Annotated in this window: 18 protein-coding genes and 1 pseudogene; 9 read left to right on the top strand and 10 right to left on the bottom strand. The window is 61.3% G+C overall.

Annotation, left to right across the window (positions count from 1 at the left end):
- Window positions 1-45 precede the first annotated feature (45 nt).
- Window positions 46-864, top strand: coding sequence for a cupredoxin domain-containing protein (locus AUR64_RS19545; RefSeq protein ID WP_082230878.1), 819 nt, complete (start codon window positions 46-48; stop codon window positions 862-864).
- Window positions 865-933: 69 nt separating this feature from the next.
- A pseudogene (locus AUR64_RS20235) lies at window positions 934-1,613 on the top strand (IS6 family transposase).
- A gap of 21 nt (window positions 1,614-1,634) precedes the next feature.
- Here the strand turns inward: AUR64_RS20235 and AUR64_RS19535 are convergent.
- From AUR64_RS19535 to AUR64_RS19515, 5 genes are all read right to left on the bottom strand, one after another.
- On the bottom strand, window positions 1,635-2,453 hold the full coding sequence (locus AUR64_RS19535; protein ID WP_058583647.1) for an ABC transporter permease: 819 nt from the start codon (window positions 2,451-2,453) through the stop codon (window positions 1,635-1,637).
- Window positions 2,450-3,277, bottom strand: coding sequence for an ABC transporter permease (locus AUR64_RS19530; RefSeq protein WP_058583646.1), 828 nt, complete (start codon window positions 3,275-3,277; stop codon window positions 2,450-2,452). Before AUR64_RS19530 ends, AUR64_RS19535 begins: the two co-directional genes overlap by 4 nt.
- The gene (locus AUR64_RS19525; protein ID WP_058583645.1) at window positions 3,274-4,188 is read right to left on the bottom strand and encodes an ABC transporter ATP-binding protein; all 915 of its coding nucleotides are present in this window, start codon (window positions 4,186-4,188) and stop codon (window positions 3,274-3,276) included. The genes AUR64_RS19530 and AUR64_RS19525 overlap by 4 nt, the downstream gene beginning before the upstream one ends.
- A 129-nt stretch (window positions 4,189-4,317) precedes the next feature.
- Complete coding sequence (locus AUR64_RS19520) at window positions 4,318-5,700, bottom strand: hypothetical protein (protein WP_155120681.1); 1,383 nt, start codon at window positions 5,698-5,700, stop codon at window positions 4,318-4,320.
- 837 nt (window positions 5,701-6,537) lie between these two features.
- Window positions 6,538-7,986 carry an RtcB family protein gene (locus AUR64_RS19515; protein ID WP_058583643.1) on the bottom strand — a complete coding sequence of 483 codons (1,449 nt, stop codon included), beginning with the start codon at window positions 7,984-7,986 and terminating at the stop codon, window positions 6,538-6,540.
- 200 nt (window positions 7,987-8,186) lie between these two features.
- Between AUR64_RS19515 and AUR64_RS21200 the strand changes: the two genes are divergently transcribed.
- The 3 genes from AUR64_RS21200 (at window position 8,187) to AUR64_RS21070 (ending at window position 9,616) form a co-directional block, all read left to right on the top strand.
- Complete coding sequence (locus tag AUR64_RS21200; RefSeq protein ID WP_058583642.1) at window positions 8,187-8,426, top strand: DUF7120 family protein; 240 nt, start codon at window positions 8,187-8,189, stop codon at window positions 8,424-8,426.
- A gap of 132 nt (window positions 8,427-8,558) precedes the next feature.
- Window positions 8,559-8,882 (top strand): DUF7853 family protein, encoded by a 324-nt coding sequence (locus tag AUR64_RS19505; RefSeq protein WP_058583641.1) that lies wholly within the window; start codon window positions 8,559-8,561, stop codon window positions 8,880-8,882.
- Window positions 8,883-8,986: 104 nt separating this feature from the next.
- Window positions 8,987-9,616, top strand: coding sequence for a YunG family protein (locus AUR64_RS21070; protein ID WP_071391336.1), 630 nt, complete (start codon window positions 8,987-8,989; stop codon window positions 9,614-9,616).
- A 34-nt stretch (window positions 9,617-9,650) separates the two neighbouring features.
- Here AUR64_RS21070 and AUR64_RS19495 read toward each other — a convergent pair whose 3' ends face one another.
- Complete coding sequence (locus AUR64_RS19495; protein ID WP_058583640.1) at window positions 9,651-10,205, bottom strand: halocyanin domain-containing protein; 555 nt, start codon at window positions 10,203-10,205, stop codon at window positions 9,651-9,653.
- A gap of 142 nt (window positions 10,206-10,347) precedes the next feature.
- Here AUR64_RS19495 and AUR64_RS19490 point away from each other — a divergent pair, with 142 nt between their 5' ends.
- A complete protein-coding gene (locus tag AUR64_RS19490; protein WP_058583639.1) occupies window positions 10,348-10,788 on the top strand; it encodes a CopD family protein in 441 nt (146 codons plus the stop codon).
- 8 nt (window positions 10,789-10,796) lie between these two features.
- Here AUR64_RS19490 and AUR64_RS19485 read toward each other — a convergent pair whose 3' ends face one another.
- On the bottom strand, window positions 10,797-11,495 hold the full coding sequence (locus AUR64_RS19485) for a twin-arginine translocation signal domain-containing protein (protein ID WP_058583638.1): 699 nt from the start codon (window positions 11,493-11,495) through the stop codon (window positions 10,797-10,799).
- Window positions 11,496-11,739: 244 nt separating this feature from the next.
- Between AUR64_RS19485 and AUR64_RS19480 the strand changes: the two genes are divergently transcribed.
- A complete protein-coding gene (locus AUR64_RS19480) occupies window positions 11,740-12,717 on the top strand; it encodes a diacylglycerol/lipid kinase family protein (protein WP_058583637.1) in 978 nt (325 codons plus the stop codon).
- Between the two features lie 173 nt (window positions 12,718-12,890).
- Here the strand turns inward: AUR64_RS19480 and AUR64_RS19475 are convergent, their stop codons facing one another.
- A complete protein-coding gene (locus AUR64_RS19475) occupies window positions 12,891-13,169 on the bottom strand; it encodes a PadR family transcriptional regulator (RefSeq protein ID WP_058583636.1) in 279 nt (92 codons plus the stop codon).
- A gap of 632 nt (window positions 13,170-13,801) precedes the next feature.
- Complete coding sequence (locus AUR64_RS19465; protein WP_155120680.1) at window positions 13,802-15,085, bottom strand: MFS transporter; 1,284 nt, start codon at window positions 15,083-15,085, stop codon at window positions 13,802-13,804.
- 171 nt (window positions 15,086-15,256) lie between these two features.
- On the opposite strand from AUR64_RS19465, the gene AUR64_RS19460 reads away from it, so the two are divergent.
- Window positions 15,257-16,147 (top strand): M48 family metalloprotease, encoded by an 891-nt coding sequence (locus AUR64_RS19460; RefSeq protein WP_058583633.1) that lies wholly within the window; start codon window positions 15,257-15,259, stop codon window positions 16,145-16,147.
- A 103-nt stretch (window positions 16,148-16,250) separates the two neighbouring features.
- Window positions 16,251-17,189, top strand: a complete 939-nt coding sequence (locus AUR64_RS19455; protein WP_058583632.1) for an MBL fold metallo-hydrolase — start codon at window positions 16,251-16,253, stop codon at window positions 17,187-17,189.
- A gap of 21 nt (window positions 17,190-17,210) precedes the next feature.
- Here AUR64_RS19455 and AUR64_RS20225 read toward each other — a convergent pair whose 3' ends face one another.
- Window positions 17,211-17,504: a hypothetical protein gene (locus AUR64_RS20225; protein WP_155120679.1), complete on the bottom strand. Its 294-nt coding sequence runs from the start codon at window positions 17,502-17,504 to the stop codon at window positions 17,211-17,213.
- Window positions 17,505-17,597 lie beyond the last annotated feature (93 nt).

Genomic DNA, 17,597 nt, shown 5'->3' with positions numbered 1-17,597 from the left:
AGTGCCGCCCAAACGATTATGTGAATATACTGAGTATTCTCGTTCGTGAAACAGTCCTGTTCGCGACGTTCTGCACTTCGAGCATTGGGCGTCGGAGGGATCGCCGTATCGACAGGCTGTCTCGGTCTATCGTCCAGAATTGCCGGTTTATCTGGTCCGTCGGTAGGAATGTACGGCGGTTCTTTCACCCCAGACAGAATCGTCATTGAGGCTGGGGAGACTCTGACGTGGATCAACGACGGGTACAACCGTCATTCGGTAACTGCCTATGAAGAGCGGATACCCGATGGTGCTGAATATTTCAGTAGCGGAGGATTCGACTCGGAATATCGTGCGCGAATAGACGGCTACGATTATCAGAAACTGATCAAAGAGAACGAGACGTTCCAACACACGTTTGAGACACCAGGATATTACGACTACTTCTGTATTCCACACGAGGACTTCTCCACGATGGCAGGTACCGTCGTGGTCAAGGAACCCAATGGAGACATTCCACCGACGCCAGAGATTGTAGAACCAGACACCGACCACGTCGTATATATGGGGCCGATGTCGTTCACGCCCGAATCGCTCACAATCCAACCGGGGGAGAGTGTTGGCTGGGTGAACGGCACCAACATCGCACACTCTGTCACCGCTTCAAGTGTCCCGGACGACGCAACGTACTTTGCTAGTGGTGAGTTCGACACAGAAGAAGAGGCGATACAGGACTGGGGCTACGTCCGAAGTGGAGACGTATTGGCTCACGATCCGTACACCCACACCTTCGATGTCCCTGGTAGATACGAATACTACTGCATTCTCCACAGCCTCAATATGGAGGGAGTTGTGGAGGTAGCCCCCGAAACCGATGTTGTGTAGATCTCACACGAGGGGCACTGTCTAGTTAAGCCAATTTGAGAAGCGAGCAGTTCGTGGTTTGAGTTGTTGATGCTATCCCCAGAACTGCTCAGAGAGTCGTTAGACACAGCAAATTTGAATGTTGGGAGCGAGAGCGGACGGCGACGCGCATCAGGGCGTTGTCTGTCCGGCTCCACGCGACCGATTGTTCGCTTAGAGACACACAAACAATTCTGCGATTATTCGGCGTACAACGCTCTCATCAGTCGATCTTTCAGTGGGTACATCGAGTATCTGACAGTGTTCCCGACCCGCCTGAGGCGCAGCCGAAGCGGGTCGCGGTAGACGAGACCGGTGTCAAAATCGATGACGAATGGTATTGGTTGTATGCTGCAATAGACCTCGACACCAAGTTGATTTTGGGTGTCGATCTGTTCGGACGACATGGTACCGATCCAGCTGCTGCGTTTCTACATGGACTCTCCGAGAAACACGACCTCTCCGAGGCCGTGTTTCTCGTCGATGGCTTTGGATACCAGACTGCCCCTGCTCGATTAGGATTGAGCGGGCGGCGTGATTATACGGACCGAAACCTGATTGAAAAGTGATTTCAGACACTCAAAGTGCGGATCGACCGCTTCCATAATTCGTGGGTGGGCAGTCGGTGGAGCGTTCGTCACTGGTGTTCGCAGTCCGCACATTATTATAACTTTCAGCGACCGCATCAATCGCTAGATGATCGAACGCCAGCTGAGGAGGTCGCTAACTAGACAGTGCCAACTACAGAGTCACTACAGGTCGTCGTTTCTAAACTCCCGGTAGCCGGCGACCACCGGAAGGATCGCCCACGCAGTGAGGGCGAGTATCGCAACGGCGGACGAGACGAACTCGGCCGACGCGTCGACAGCGACGGGAGGAATGGCACCCGCATCGAGGTCACTGCCGAGTAAGTAGTTGAACGAGGTACGCGGCCCGACAAAGGTGGCAAACGTCGCCCACGCCTCCGGTTCGCCTGAGGGTCCGGGACGGAATCGGAAGAGAACCGTTTCGACGATATCTATCAGGAGATTCCAGAACAGCGTCAGCCCGATGTACGCGCCGAACGCAGCGACGATGACGCGGCGTCCCGTCGACAACGCCATCGAGAGCGCCGTAGAGAGCCACAGGAACACAGTCCCGTACAGCGACGAAAGCAGCATGAAGCCGACGTAGCGAGGGAGTTCGAACGCCGGGAACGCGACGGCCATCCCCACACCGGTGACGAACGCGGCGCCGGCGACGACCGAGACGAGCAGCGTCGTTCTCCCGACGAGTTTTCCGAGTACCATGCTCGCCCGCGAGTGCGGCATCGACAGCGAGAGAACGACGGTCCCGGATTCACGCTCTCCGACGACGGTTTCGTAGCCCAGTACGATTCCTGCGAGCGGAACGAGCAAGCCGACGCCCGGAGCGAGGATATCGAGATACACCTCGAACTCCGGGTCGCCGAGTTGTACGAGCAGCGCTGCGAGTCCACCGAAACCCAGAAGAAAGCCGACGAATAGCGCCCAACTGCCGCGTTCGCGGCTCGCCCCACGGAGGTCGTTTCGAGCGATGGCCTGCCAACTCATAGGTCGGTCCCCCGAAACCGGAGATAGCCGGCGAGCGTTGGAACAACGACCCACGCGCCGAGGAGGACGACGGCCGGACCCCCTTGCAGAAACCACGGTCCGGCAGTGCCGAGATACGCGCCGCTTCGTATCTTGTTGGTCGAGACGTACGAGTCGAGCACTCGCTGGTACAGCAGACTCGGCTCCGCGCCGTGGACGAACCGTGCCCAGTCGGGTAACGTCTCGTCTGCGAGATTCAGGTACTCCAGTCCCATGTAGAGGTAACCGTCGAGTTGCGGCCACGCGACCACGAACAGAAAGAACACGGCGAACGTGAGCACCGTCGCTCGACGCAACGACGTCGTCAACGTCGAGAGGCCGATTCCGATGGCGAGAAACGCGGCCCCCAAAAGCGCCGTCGCACCCAGATATATCGCCACGGCGTCGAGAGCTACGGTTCCGAACGGATACTCGACCAGCGCGGCACCGGCGAGGACGCCGACGGTGAGCGTTCCGAGGAGGACGAATCCACGCCCGGCGACCTTTCCGAGAACGACGTCCGCTCGTGAGTGCGGAAACGAGAGCAGGAGCACCAAGCGCCCGGCCGCCCGTTCGGCGACGACGGCCCGATAGCCGAGGAGAAGTCCGAAAAGCGGAACGAGGAACAACACGATTCCCCGGAGGAAGCCGTCGTAGTCGACCATCGTCGGGTTCGAGACGCTCGTCGGGACGATGTAGCCGCCGAACACGAAAACCAGCGCGACCAGCGCGACGCCGGCTTTCGCCGACCGGTTCCCGAGGAGGCCGCGGACTTCCTTTCGCGCAATCGTCAGCCAGTGGCTCATTCGCTGCCTCTGGTGTACTCGACGAACAGGTCTTCGAGCGACGGTTCCTCGGTCGTTACGTCGAGTACCTCGGAGTTCTGTCCGTTCAACGCGAGCAGCACGTCCATCTTGACGTGTTTCGCACAGGTGACCTCGACCTGCTGTTCGTCGTTGATGCGCGCGCTCTCGACACCGTCGATTCCTTCGACCGTCTCCGGAAGCGATTCGTCGGGGTCGCTGACGCTGACGATGAGTTTCGTCTCTCCACCCGCTTTCTCTCGTAGACCATCGATTGTGTCGACCGCTGCGAGTTGTCCGTGATGCATGATGCCCACACGGTCGGCGACCGCTTCGATCTGTTCGAGAATGTGACTGGAGAAGAACACCGTCGCTCCCCGTTCGTTCTCCTCCAGAATGGTCTCGCGCATCGCTTTCGCGCCCGCAGGGTCCAGCCCCGACGTCGGTTCGTCGAGGACCAACAACTCCGGTTCGCCGACCAGCGCCATCGCAAACACCATGCGCTGGGCCATCCCCTTCGAGTATCCGTCCGCATCACGGTCGGCAGCGTCGGTGATACCGACTCGGTCCAACACGTCGAGCGGGTCGCCCTCGACGCCTTTCGAGTCCATCGCAAACTGGACGTGCTGACGCCCCGTCAGACCCGCGTACACGCCGTATCCTTCGGGGAGGACACCCATCCGCTCGCGTGCGCTCACGCCGTCGGTGCGGCAGTCGGCGCCGAACACTTCGATGCTGCCTGACGTCGGGCGGATGAAATCCAACAGCATGTTAATCATCGTCGATTTCCCGGCCCCGTTGTGACCGAGAAAGCCGAACACTTCGCCCTGTTCGACGGCCAAATCCACCCGGTCGACCGCCGTGAACGAACCGTACCGTTTCGTGACGTCGGAGATGCGTATCGCTAGAACCATGGATAAACGATTACCGCGACGACCCCGCGGCCGCGTGTCTGTGATTTCGATGCGAGACGGGTCTCGTCCGTATCGACCGACGCGAGATGGCGCTCGCTTGTGACGCCCGACGCGAGGGAGTTTTCGTCTTCATCGGTTCCACCACCGATACACGCCACCGACGGCCACTGCGACGACGAGCAAGAAGACGCCGACGCCGAGAAACGACGACCCGTCGTCTCGACTTGCGTTCGCCTGCACGTCCGCGTTGCCGACGTCGACGGGGACGATAGTGGAGATTCGCTGACCGGCGACGGTGTACTGGACTCGAACCGGCAGTTCTTCGACACCCGCCGACGCGTTGGCGGTAGCCTCGAAGCGCTCGAACTCGCTCGGGTTGATACGCTCGATGAAGAACTCCCGCTGCGGGTCGACCGGTTTCACCGTATTCGTCTCGACGACGCTGACGACGACGGAGTTTACCTGCGAGGTGCCGACGTTCGCCGCATCCCCGTCGAGTGTGAGGGTGTCGCCTTGACGGGTGATTTCGATACCCGTGAGCGTTATCGCCGAGGTCGGAGCAGGGGCGTACTTTGCGTATCGCAAACTCGACGTGGCCGTCTGTCGCTCCGACTGCGCGGTGAACGCGGCGACGATGGTGACGTTGCCCGCCGGAATCGCGTCGTCTCTGAGTGTGACGACTCTCGACGATTCGCCGAACACGTTCTCAACGGGAACTCGTGCGACGGTCCTTCCCTCGCTCAGCGCCCGGATTTCTACGTCTTTCAGTTCGACGTTACCGAACTGGTGAATCTCCGTACGGATGACCGACGACCCGTTTCGAATCTGGTTCGAGGCGTCCAGTTCGACGTCGTTTACCGCTTCGTCGACGGACACGTCGACGGTTCGCTGTACTGTTCGGGTGTTCCCCGAACTAGTCTGATACGAGAGCGTCGCGTTGAGCGTCTGTCGTCCTGCTTCCGGGAAACTCGCTTGGAACGTGTACGTCGACTGCGTCCCCGGTGCGAGTGATGCGGAGACACGTTCGGGGTTGTCGACGGTCGCCGCGCCATCGAGGTACAACTGCGCGTTGGAGAGCGGTTCCGTGTCGCCGTTGGAGATAGTTACGTTGACGGGCGTCTTCTGTCCCGCGACGAGGTTCAGATTGGACATCGATATCAGCGCCTCGTCGGGTTGTTCAACGTCAAGATACAGCGGGTAGCTGATTTGGCGATACTCACCGTTGGACTGTTCGACGGTGGCGTGGACGGTGAGTCGTTTGAATCCCGTCTCGTCGAACTTCAGATTGAGCGGGACAGTGAGGCTCCCGCCGACCGCAATCGAACCGGGGTTTCCAATTCGGGAGAACTCACGGGCACCTCTCCGGACGTAAACGTCCGTCACCTCGACCGGTCCGGCGCTCGATTCGAAGTTTGCGATAGTCGTGGTGAGCGTGACGCGTTCGCCGGGTGCCGGGTTGTCTTCGGAGACGTTGACCGACTGTATCTGGATGTGCGTCTGCGCAGCAGTCACAGGCGCGACAGAGGTGAGAGCGACGAGAACCATCGCGACTGCGACGAGAGCAGTGGTGCTGCGCCGTCTCATCTTCTCGACCGAATCGTCGGCATGCCGACCGAGTAAACGGACAGAACCGAGTCTGCGTAGAAGAGTGGAGGGCAGGAACTCGTCTCGGAGCCAGCACCGGCGCCGGCGACGACGGGAACCTCGTGTCTGCAGTGGCCCCGACTCACTGCGGGAGTTGATACGGCGTGTTGTGCCATTCTGTCTCATCAGAGGGACTAACCCCGTATAATCATTTGCAGAAGTATGTTCGAGATTCGAACGTGAGTACACTCCGCGTTCGCCGAGCGTGCCCTGTAAGCGCAGAAACATCGGTCGCGGTTAATCTACCGGCCGCGGTTCCGAGAGATACTGTTTCGGGAAGCGACTACGCACCCGTAGGCTGATGCCGAGAAATCGACGACTCCGGTGTTAGAGTCCGAACGGCGGCCGCAGGTGGGTGTGCCCACCGACAGCCACTCACTCTACAGACGTAGTGGGGGTGGTCCAGTCGCACGCGTGTCAGCCGATGCGTTTCGGACTGCAATAGAGAAATTATACGGTAGCATAGTACATGGCGCTGCGACCGTATCGATATGGATCGCACTCGGAGTGCCGGCGAGACGGTGATGGAGAGAGGATGAGGGGAACGATGAAGCGAGAGAGACGACAGAAACGGGAGTTGGGTATGTACCAATGGCCAACCCGTTCGCGCCCCGGTCGGGGACGGGCGCGTTCGAAGCGCGGGACGTGGACGTTGTAAGCTTGTTGGTCAACTGTGACGTTTGGGACGACCGCCCGTGATTCGAGTCACTTGGCCTTGAGGTTGTGGACCACGTCGAGTCGCTCGACGATTTCGGCGGTCGGTTCGAGGGCATTCGCAATGGCGTCGGCGGATTTGTACGCCATCGGCGCTTCGTCCAGCACCGACTCGACGACGGATTCGGAGTAGATGCCGTCCATCGCTTCGTCGAACTCGTCGAGCGAGAGCGTCTCGAACGCCGCAGTCCGACTCATCACTCGGCCCGCACCGTGCGGGGCCGTCGAGTGGTACGCTTCGTTACCTTTGCCACGGGCGAGAATCGACCCGTCGGCCATGTTGAACGGGACGACCAGTCGCTGGCCGTCGCGGGCCGGCGTCGCCCCCTTTCGGATGGTCAAATCACGGAAGTCGATGAAGTTGTGCGTCGACTGGAACCGGTCGGTGGGGTCGACACCGAGCGTCTCGCAGATGGCGTCGCTCATCAGGTCGCGGTTCCAGCGGGCGTACTGCTGTGCGAACAGCATGTCGACGAAGTAGCCGTGTGCCTCACGACCTTCCAACCAGTCGAGGTCGGACCCCGAGTTCTCCTCGGAGTCCGGCCGGATGGCTGCGAGTCGGTCGAAAGCGTCCTCGATATCTTTGCCGTCGAACGCCTCGCGGACCCGGTCCTTCCGGATGAACGACTCGCCTTTCCCGCCGGTGACCCACTCGAACAGGTCGGCGTCGCCAACCGTCTCGGGGTCGAACTTCAGGAACCGCTCGTCGCCGTCTCGTATCGACGCTCGAATCTCGTCGGCGGCGCGGTACTCGGAGGCACGATTCTGCCAGAACTGCGCAACGGCGAGGCCGAGATACCGCGACCCGCTGTGGATGACGAGCCAGAACTCCTCGGAGTCACGTGCGCGGGCGAACTCGACGAAGTGGTTGCCGCCGCCGAGTGTCCCCGCGCTCTTGATGATGTGGCCCATCGATGGCCCGCGGCCGGCGAGCACCCGACGACAGAGCGACTTGAAGTACTCACCGTCGTAGCCGTCGAACTCGAACTCGATCGGGTCGATTGGGTTGCCGAACTGCTCGCGGTAGGCGGCGTCGAACTGCTCGAAGCGTTCGTTGGTTCGCTCGAACGGGAACTCGTCGACGAGATGCACCGAGTCGTCGTAGTCGTGGACGTTCTGGCCCATCGGAACGGCGTCGCGGACGCGTCGCTCGCGTTCGGCGTCCGACAGCGGCAGGTCGCCGCCGAGGTTCGTCGCGCACATTCCGCAGCCGATGTCGACACCGACGATGTTCGGGACGACGCGTTCGGCCAGCGGCATCGTGAAACCGATAGGTGCGCCGGCACCCCAGTGGGTGTCCGGCATAACGCGCACGGGTTCGGTGAACGCGGGGTGGTCGACCAGCGTCTGTATCTGCTGGAGACAGCCGTCTTCGACCAAGCTCTCGTCGTCGACCATCACGCGGGCGGTGGTGTGTTCGCCCGTCAACTCTAGCGGCATGTTCCTATCGGTGCGTCGTGACCGTCGGTTATGAAGTTGGCCCGTGTGAGACAGTCTGCTGCACGGTACGACTCGCCGCCAACTACTCGATGAGATGCAATCGACGTGTCGACCGGGTCGTGATTATATCTCTGCTGAATTACAGGAAATCGAGACGATAACGTACCACCTTTATGCTCGTATCATCTTACCCTCCGCGTATGTCCAGAGTCGAACTCACGTTGGCGGATGACCTCTCCGACCGTATCGACATGCTCGTCGAGCAAGGCGAGTTCCTGACGCGCCAGAAGGCGATGGAGGAACTGCTGACGATGGGAATTTCAACCTACGACACCGTCGACGACGACGACCCACAGATGGATGAAGGCCTGTTCAATCAAGCCGTCTCCGACCAGCAGGACCCGGCGATGCGCGAAGACGACGACGATTACACGTTCTAATCAGGACGACGGCGTTCTTTTTACCGATACTCGGAGGCGTTAGCACGTCTCGCGTGATAGCTGCCCATGTTACGTGTTAGCAAAGATTTAGATAGTCGGAGCACTAACTAGTTACTGTAACAGAACGTAACGATGCCCTCAATTACCAACGACGCGCCAACGGTCGAACTCGAACTGAGCCTCGAAGAGCAGTGGGTGGTCCACCACGTTCTCACCGAGTATATCGACATTGCAAGCGGTGAGGACGCCGACCTGCCGAAACCGGTCGTCGAAATCGCACTCGCCGAAAAAATCGAAGCGGGAACGTTTGCGTTCACCGCCTTCGAGTTGGAGAAACTGCGATTCAGATGTCGGTTCCACGCGCGAAACGACGCGTCGCCGGACGCCGACAGGTCGGTCGCGCGTTCGCTGGCCGACCGAATCGACGACGTCTACGGTCAGACAGTTCTCCGATAGCGAATCGAACTTTTCGACGCGACGACCTCGACCAGCGAGACGCTTCTCACCGGTCGCAGTTCGGAGAAACATAGATTACCGTCGGACTGACAGTATCGTCAGGAATGGAGTTCGACGAGGACCGGGTGTCGCGTGCGCTCGAACGGGCGTGGTCGGCGGAGTCGAGTCCGACGTGGTCGATGCAGAATCCCGCCCACGGACACGCCGCCGTAACCACCCTCGTCGTGCAAGACCGGTTCGGCGGCGAGATAGAGAAGACGGTTCTCTCGGACGGACCCCACTACTACAACGTCATCGACGGTCAGCGATACGACTTCACCGTCAGTCAGTTCGACACGATTCCGATGTACGAGGGTCGACCCGCTACGAGAGAGGAACTGCGCATCAGTGTGACTGATTCGGAGTACGTAGCGCTCTCGGAACGGTTCGAGGAAGCGCTCGAAGATGTCGACACCGAGTCTGAGCGGAGCGAAAAAGAGTCCAGCAGAATGGGGACGCTCGAACTTCTGGACACCATCACCGAGTTACTCACGAGCGACAAGCCGAGGGAGCGACGCATGGGTATCGGCTTCCTCCTGTTTGCGGTCGCAGGGAGTATCAGTCAGGTACTCGAAGAGAGCGCCGATGGTAGTTGGTTCATTCTCGACAGCACACCCGGCATCGTCGCCGCGGTGCTGGGATTCGTGGGCGTCGTCCTCATCATGGACGCCAGACGAGGGGAGACCGGAGAGTAGACCGGTACACCGAGGGATGTGTGTCTAACCGAGATTACGACTCGTCGACGACGATGGCACCCTTCATGCCGAGACCCCGATGCGGCGTGCAGTAGTACAGGTACGTCCCCGGTTCCTCGGCAGTGTACTCGAAGGTGGCGTCGCCGCTGGAGTACAGTTCGCTCTCGAACGCGCCATCTTGTTCGACGACGTTGTGCGCACCGCTGGCAGCGACCCACTCCCAGACGACGGTCGTTCCCGGAGAGACCCGAACGGCCGCCGGGTCGTAGGCGTACGGACCACTCGGGGAATCGGCGCCGACTCTGACGCTGACGCGGTCGGTGCCGGTTTCGTCGACGATACCGTCGTAGTTGACCGCAGTGCGCATCCACTCGTCGACTGCGGCGTTTGCGTCGCCGGTGTCGTTGTCACCGGACGAGTTGGAACTGTCGGAACCGTTGGAACCACCGGATCCATCTGACTCACTGTCCGAGTCGTCCGACGTTCCAGCACACCCGGCGAGCGATGCTCCGCCAACGGCCGCCGCGAGTGCGAGTAGTCGGCGACGCGTCGGTGACTCGCTGGAGTCGGCAGCGGGGTTCGAGACCATACGCGAGTGTCGACGAACGGCAGCCATAATCCTTCCTAACCGCGGACGCGACGCGTCGTACCGGGCGTCATGTCGACGAACTGGTTCGGTCGTCGAAAACAGTTTGTAAACGGATATGTTTGCAGAGTCGAAACCGCCATCGATGTCAGTTATCGATACGGCGATGCGAGTCGTACACGTGTTGTTCGCGGGTGCGTGGGCCGGCGGAACGCTCCTGTTCGTCGGAGCGGTGTTGCCGGCGGCACGAAACGGTCTACTCGACGCATCAGCACTCCGAGCGGTCACGAAACGCTTCGGCTATCTCACCACCGCGGCGGTCGTTCTTCTGCTGCTTACGGGTGGACATCTCGCAGGAACGCTGTACACGTTCGGGAGTCTCCAGTCGACCGGTCGTGGTCATCTCGTCCTCTCGATGGTCGTGCTCTGGTTCCTCTTGGCGGGCGTCGCACAGTTCGCTACCAAACGGTTGACCGATGCGCTGGCGACGACGGACGCGAAATCCGCGGTCGACAGCACGTGGACTCTGTTCGTGCTCGCAGCCGTTTTAGCGACTGGACTGCTCGTCGTCGCCGGACTCCTCTGAGTCGCCGTCTACTGGACTCTGGTCGCATCGATGCGCGAGATGAACGGATTCGCCCCGTCGACAGTCGTCCCCTGAACGAACATCGTCACCGCCGTCCCGTCGGTGATACCCTGCAGTACAGCACCCTCGGCGATGGCTTTCGGGAACGGAAGCGGCGGAATCCCGGGTGCGATGACCGTGGGAGCGTTGATGAGATTCGGGGCAACGGCTTTGTCGCGGTGGGAGTTGACGAGCGTCCCGGAGAACTCGGTCAGTTGCTGGTTTCCCTGAATGTTCCAGTACTGCAGTAACAGCGGACCGGGGTTCGGATTGGGAATCGACGGGTCGGACGGCACCTCCGCGACGGCCGCAGACCAGACGTCGACGGCTCCCGGCGCGCCCTTGTCGTCGGCACCGGCGACGAGGTTGAACGGGTTCGTCTCGACCGAGACGCCGTCGGAGACGGGTGCGGAGGCGATGAACGTCGCCGGTTGCTGGAACGACTGGATACCGAGCGACTGCCCCGAGAGGGGGTCGATAGTGTCGATATCGGTTACCTGTGTGCCGACGAACACCTGATTACCACTCTGTGCGACGGCGGAGTCCGACGAGACGCCGCCGAGCACACCGAGTGCGACGAGTGCCGTCGAAGCGCGAAGGAACGCCCGCCGTGAGACGCAGGTGTTCGTCGAACGAATCGACTCTGAAGTGTTGGTAGTAGGTACCATGCTAGACACACGTCAGATACAACAATCAATATTATTACATTACTGTGTACCGGATGCTTCTGTTTTCTCTAGCATCCGTATTATCGGTGATTTGTGGCGTTTTCTACCCTCGACGCCGCTCGTCTCGGACGTCCTGATTTTTGATAGTAAGCTGTCGGGAGTGGTCTGTAAACTGTCGAGCGGGGGTTTTTTCACCACGTGAACGACGGAACACCGTTTTTACCTCGGACGACGAACGGAGAGCGTGAACGAGAACGGTCATCGGTCGACCCGGTCGCAGAACGAGGACGAGGACGGCTCACGCCTCGTCGGCGCGAACGGGCATCGACGAGTGGTGATGAACCCGACGAGTGGGAGCGGTGACCACACGGACCGTATCCACGCGCTGGCCGACGAGTACGGGTACGACGTCGTCGAAACCTCGGGCCCGGGGGACGGGACGGCACTCGCGCAAGCGGCCGTCGACGACGATATACGGCGTCTGGCCGTCGCCGGTGGAGACGGAACGCTGCACGAGGTTGTCACCGGTCTACTCGAAGCGGACGCACTCGGCGACGTGACAGTGGGTATCCTCCCCGTCGGCACCGCCAACATCTTCGCGCGAAACGTCGGCGTCGACGACGCGGAGGCTGGGTTCAATCTGCTCGAAAACGGAGAGAGACGCCGTATCGACCTCGGAATGGCGGGCGAGGAGCCGTTCGTGGTCTCGACTGTCGCCGGCCTGACCGCCGAGACGAGTGCGGCGACGAGTGCGTCGCTGAAAGAGCGCATCGGGTCCCTCGCGTTCCTCTACACGGGCATCAAGAAGACGATGGAGTTCGAGAGCCTCCATCTGGACGTCGAAGCGATTTCACAGGGCGAGGAGACGACGTGGACCGGCGAAGCGCTCTGTGCGCTCGTCGGCAACGTCCGACAGTTCGCCAAAGAAGGCGGACAATCGAACGCCGAGGACGGACTGTTCGACGTCGTCATCGTCGAGGAGATGCCGCCGCAGAACGTCGTCGCCGAGGCCGCCGCCCATCGCGTTCTCGGGAAAGGAACCGAACACGTCGTCCACCTCCGTGCGAGCCAACTGACCGTCGAAGGACTGACCAACGAGACGGTTGCGTACAGCCTTGACGGTGAGGTCAGCGAACACGAGCAACTCGTCTTGCACTCGAAACCGCAAGCGCTCTCCGTTGCCGTCGGCCCGTCGTACGAGGCGAATCCGGATTCGGCGTAAACTGACCGTTTCGTGTTCGATGTGAGGTTATTTGATCCAAGAGCGTCGGCCCACCGATGTCTTCGAGACAGCCGTTCCGCAGAACCATCCGTTCTCCCGCCGGCCGGTCGTCCGCTGGTCGTGTAGCCGATTCCGACTACGACCGCTCGCAGTCACCGGAGGTCGGCGTCGAGTCACTCCATCGAGACGTACTGGTTCTCCCAGTCTCGTCGGTTCCGGAGGCTTTCACGCCCCTTGTCGGTTATCGCGTAGTAGTTGGTCCGGCGGTCTATCGGCCCTTTCTCGACGTACGATTTGTTGACGAGCGTGTCGAGGTTCGGGTAGAGCCGACCGTGGTTTATTTCGCCGTCGACGTACCCCTCTAATTCGGATTTGACTTGCTGCCCCGAGGGTTGGTCTTGGCCTGCAATTACCCACAGCAGGTCGCGTTGAAAGCCGCTGAGGTCGTTCATACGCTACCGAACCAGACTCCTACGTAAAGTTGCTCGTAAAGTCTGATTCCGGTGAAAGTCGTCGCTCGAAATAGGATTTCGGCCTCTCGTGACTCCGCTACTGACGTCGAAACCACCGACGCTCGGTGACCACAGACCGCCAGTACTCACCACCCGGTATTGACAAGCAGCGCTATCAATTCAATTGAAATGTAATCAATAGTTGACTGTTGGAGTGTACCTGGTCTCGCCCGGCCTGGGTGTCAGGGGGAAGTGGACACACGTCCGCTCGCTTCGACGGTCAACTTTCACGAGTGGTGCTCAGCCGAGTACGACATGCGGGGGGCTACGTCGTACCGGTCACTCTCGAATCGATACAGAGCCGTGCTCTCGCTCGTAGACTCGACCGCCGGCGACGACGCCGTCTCCGATTCTTTGTCCGTCTCGAACGAGATACCGGTAAGCGACCGATACCGGGTTAACGTACTCCATTCGTCGTCAGTACGACCGTCGTAACAATACGTGGAACAGTCCAACTAACTGTACGGATTCGCGGAACGGCGACGTTCGGCGAGTTCGTGTCAGAGGCGCTCGCACCGTCCTGGTTGGTTCCGGACACCGCGAGCGCGCTCCGGCATTCCCCCTCAGGTCCACTAATCGCCCGTAGCCGGGGCGTCGCCGAGACTGTACCCCTCACCCCACCGAGTGACGATACCGACAGTGAGCGCAGCGACGCCGAGGGCGACGACGGCGATAGAAGCGAACGCGATACGGAAATCGAACGTCTCGATGATGACGCCGAACAGTGGTGGGGCAATAGTGCTACCGACCATGATACCGATAGTGACGACGGCGAAGTTCCGCCCGAGGTCCGCGCGTGCGGAGAGAACGTCCGCCAGTTTGTCACGGGCGGGCGTGCTCAGACTCCCGACGCTACCGGCGAGTACCGCAGCGACGACGGCGGCCGACGGCGGGAGTACGAACGACGCGAGAAGCAGAACGAACGCGGCGACCAGCACGTAGCTGACGAGGATGAGTGGCGCAGGCGCGTAGCGGTCCGAGAGGTCGCCGCCGACGAGCATGAACACCGCGCCGACCCCGAACATCACCGAGAGGGTGAGACTCGCCGTCGACGACCCGACGCCGTATCCCTGGTCGAGCAGCGTGACGACGAACGAGGTGATGCCCCACATCGCCGTCGACGCGACGAGCGCCAACATGCCGAGTGCGAGAATCCGCGGCGATTCGACGAGCGCTCTCGTGCCGGCGCGGAGGCGACGCCACAGCGATGGCGTGGGGCGTCCGTCGTTGGGTCGAGCGGGTCCGTTCGGTTGGCGCACCGAGGTCGGAACGTGCCGGAGTAAGACGAACACCGCGACGACAGCGTACAGAAGGCCGACTACTCCGACGAGGCCGAACGCGTGCCGCCAGTTCAGGCCGTCGAGCGAGGAGATGGCGACAATAACGACCGGCGGGGCGGCGAACCCGATGTTGCCGGCGAAGCCATGAATGCTAAACAGTCGTCCGCGGTTCGTCTCAGTCGTTGCGTCCGACAACAGCGGGTAGTGCGCCGGGTGGTGGCCGGCGACGCCGATACCGAGGACGATTTGCCCGACGAGAAGCCACTCGAACGTCGGCGCGGCCGCGAGAACTAACGCACCGACGCTCCCGAGGACGAGACAGAGTCCGAACGTGAGTGTGCGGTCGTACGTATCCGAGAGATAGCCGAACGGGAGTTGAAAGACGGTGTTGACGAACGCCTGTGCGCCCATCGCAAAGCCGAGCGTCGCCAGCGACACGTCGAACTCCATCGCCAACACGCCGAGAATCGGCGGAAACAGCACGAGATACATGTGGTTGACGACGTGCGACCCGCTCACTAAGCTCAGAACGACGAGCGCCTCGCGGGGGAGCGTCCGCAGTGAACCGAACGACACGCGCAACCGGTCGTGTTCTTGGTAGTTAATGCTGCGCAAACCGGAAGGAACCTCGAATCGGTCGAAATCGAACTCGAATCATCTCGAAACATCCGTTCAACTCCGACAGTTCGGAAGTGTCGTTCTGTCTTTTGAGTAACATTCTTCAACCGTTCGACCGTACCATTTCGTATGCATTGGTCCCACGATTGGAAACTTCGCGTCCGCATGGTCGCCGTCCTCTCGGCGATGGCCCTCCTCTACGCGGCGTTCGCCGTCGCACTCACGACGTACTTCGGGACGACGGCGCTCGTCGTCGGCGTGCTAGGCGTCGTGGTGCTCGGCCAACTCCTCTGGGGGCACCGCGTCGCGCTCAAAAGCGTCGGCGCTGACGTGGTGAGCGAGCAGTCACACCCCGACCTGCACGCTCGCGTCGGCCGACTCGCCCAGCAGGCGGGTGTCCCGAAACCCAAAGTCGCCGTCGCGGAGACGGCGATGCCGAACGCGTTCGCTATCGGACGTTCGCAGCGCTCGGCGGTCGTCTGCGTCACGACCGGCTTACTGGAGAGTCTCGACGACGACGAACTCGACGGCGTACTCGCACACGAACTCGCGCACGTCGAACACCACGATATGGTCGTCATGACCGTCGCGGCGACGCTGTCAGCGATGTCGTTTTACGTCGTCCGCTGGGGGTTCATCTACGACAGCGACAAGACCGAGCAGTACACCCTGATGGCCGTTCTCGCCTCGCTCGGCGTGTGGATAGCGTCGATGTTCGTCGGCCGCCTGCTCTCGCGGTACCGCGAGTTCGCCGCCGACCGCGGCGCGGTGTCGATTACAGGCAATCCCGCGGCGTTGGCCTCGGCGCTCCGCGTCGTCGACGGGCGGATGAGCGAGGTACCCGACGACGACCTGCGCGAACACGCCGGAATGAACGCGTTGTTCTTCCGGGACGTGCCGCAGACGTTCGGCGTCTGGTCGTGGGAGTTCGACCTCACGAACTGGCTTCGGACCCATCCGGCGGTCGACCGCCGTATCGAACGTCTACAGGCGCTGGAAGTCGAGATGGCGACGAACTGAACGGTGAACCACCTCGGGGTCAAGCCCCCGAAGCACTCGCCTTGTGTTCTCTGTAGACTGCCGCCTGCGCTGAATTTATACGACCGGCCCTCGCCGAGCGAACGTGAGCCGAATCCATCGCGTCGAGGTGAGCAACGGGAGTCCCGAAGGGACGAACAGCGCCTACGTTCTCCGGGACCGCGGCGTCGTCGTCGACCCCGGGCCGCCAATTGAAGGTGCGTGGGACCGACTCGTCGCCGGAATTTCGGACGCTGGTCTCGAACTCGACGACGTCTCGTCGGTGCTCGTTACCCACTGGCACGCCGACCACGCCGGACTCGCTCCTCGACTGTGTGAGGCGAGCGACGCGACGCTGTACATGCACGAAGCCGACGCGCCGTTCGTCGCCGACTACGCGGCGGAAAGAGAACGGCGAGTGAACCGGGACGCACGACGACTCGCCGAATGGGGCGTTCCGGAGGAGACGGTCGAACCAGTCGTGAAAGGAGATACACCGTCGCCGATGCCGGAGACGTATCCGGTCGAAACGCTCGCCGACGGCGACATCGTCGCGGGCGTCGAAACGCTCCACACGCCCGGCCATACGCTCGGCCACGCCGCGTTCGTCGACGAGGAGAGCGAGTCGCTGTTCGTCGGCGACGCGGTGCTGCCCACCTACACCCCGAACGTCGGCGGCAGTGACACGCGTGTCGCAGACGCGTTGGCGACGTATCGGGAGACACTGACTCGGCTCCGAGAGCAGGCAGAGAGAGTGGTAATATCGGAGATAGCGCATCCGGGCCACGGCACGGAACTCCCACTCGTCTCGCGCGTCGACGAGATTCTGTCACACCACGAGACGCGGACCGAGCGGGTGTACGACTGCGTCGATGCCCACGACCCGCTCACGCCGTGGCAGGTCGCCACCCGTCTGTTCGGGGAGATGCGCGGTATCCACGTGAAGATGGGTGCCGGCGAGGCGGCGGCGCACCTCTCTGCGTTAGCATCCGCGGGGCGTGTCGCGCAAGTCGAGTCGGAGCCTCTCGTCTACGCGGTGAAGTAGTCTGAAATTCGGCTTCCCGGGCTACCGACCCGGACTGTACCGTCCCGCTCGCCACTCCCAGACCGCCTCGAAGAACACCCACAGAAGAACCCACACCGAGAGGATGACGAACACGACGAGCGTCGAAGAGAGTAACTCGAACGACTCCGCGACGGCGAGCAACTGCGCGTAAAACAGGAAACTGAGGAGCACCGTCAGTACGAGTCCGCCCAACCCGCAGACCGAGTACTCGACGAATCCGGAGTGCGCCTGCTCCGGTAGTTCAGTCCCTAGTCGACCGTACGTCGCGTCCGCCCCCGATTGTGGTGTGGTCACACATACCAGCTCCATCTGAGTGTCCGTGAACAACGATTATAAATCCTCTCCCGAGTCGTCGGAACCGGAACGGGTGTCCGAACTATCCGAAGA

The organism is Haloprofundus marisrubri (assembly GCF_001469955.1).
GTDB lineage: Archaea > Halobacteriota > Halobacteria > Halobacteriales > Haloferacaceae > Haloprofundus > Haloprofundus marisrubri.
Note: the sequence above shows the minus strand (reverse complement) of the source record. Positions and strands in the feature narration are given on the sequence as shown.

What these genes read in the sequence shown, in the direction of transcription:
- AUR64_RS19535 (WP_058583647.1), bottom strand. Translation starts at nt 2,453, where the DNA reads ATGAGTTGGCAGGCCATCGCTCGAAACGACCTCCGTGGGGCGAGCCGC.
- AUR64_RS19530 (WP_058583646.1), bottom strand. Translation starts at nt 3,277, where the DNA reads ATGAGCCACTGGCTGACGATTGCGCGAAAGGAAGTCCGCGGCCTCCTC.
- AUR64_RS19525 (WP_058583645.1), bottom strand. Translation starts at nt 4,188, where the DNA reads ATGGTTCTAGCGATACGCATCTCCGACGTCACGAAACGGTACGGTTCG.
- AUR64_RS19515 (WP_058583643.1), bottom strand. Translation starts at nt 7,986, where the DNA reads ATGCCGCTAGAGTTGACGGGCGAACACACCACCGCCCGCGTGATGGTC.
- AUR64_RS21200 (WP_058583642.1), top strand. Translation starts at nt 8,187, where the DNA reads ATGTCCAGAGTCGAACTCACGTTGGCGGATGACCTCTCCGACCGTATC.
- AUR64_RS19505 (WP_058583641.1), top strand. Translation starts at nt 8,559, where the DNA reads ATGCCCTCAATTACCAACGACGCGCCAACGGTCGAACTCGAACTGAGC.
- AUR64_RS21070 (WP_071391336.1), top strand. Translation starts at nt 8,987, where the DNA reads ATGGAGTTCGACGAGGACCGGGTGTCGCGTGCGCTCGAACGGGCGTGG.
- AUR64_RS19495 (WP_058583640.1), bottom strand. Translation starts at nt 10,205, where the DNA reads ATGGTCTCGAACCCCGCTGCCGACTCCAGCGAGTCACCGACGCGTCGC.
- AUR64_RS19490 (WP_058583639.1), top strand. Translation starts at nt 10,348, where the DNA reads ATGTCAGTTATCGATACGGCGATGCGAGTCGTACACGTGTTGTTCGCG.
- AUR64_RS19485 (WP_058583638.1), bottom strand. Translation starts at nt 11,495, where the DNA reads ATGGTACCTACTACCAACACTTCAGAGTCGATTCGTTCGACGAACACC.
- AUR64_RS19475 (WP_058583636.1), bottom strand. Translation starts at nt 13,169, where the DNA reads ATGAACGACCTCAGCGGCTTTCAACGCGACCTGCTGTGGGTAATTGCA.
- AUR64_RS19460 (WP_058583633.1), top strand. Translation starts at nt 15,257, where the DNA reads ATGCATTGGTCCCACGATTGGAAACTTCGCGTCCGCATGGTCGCCGTC.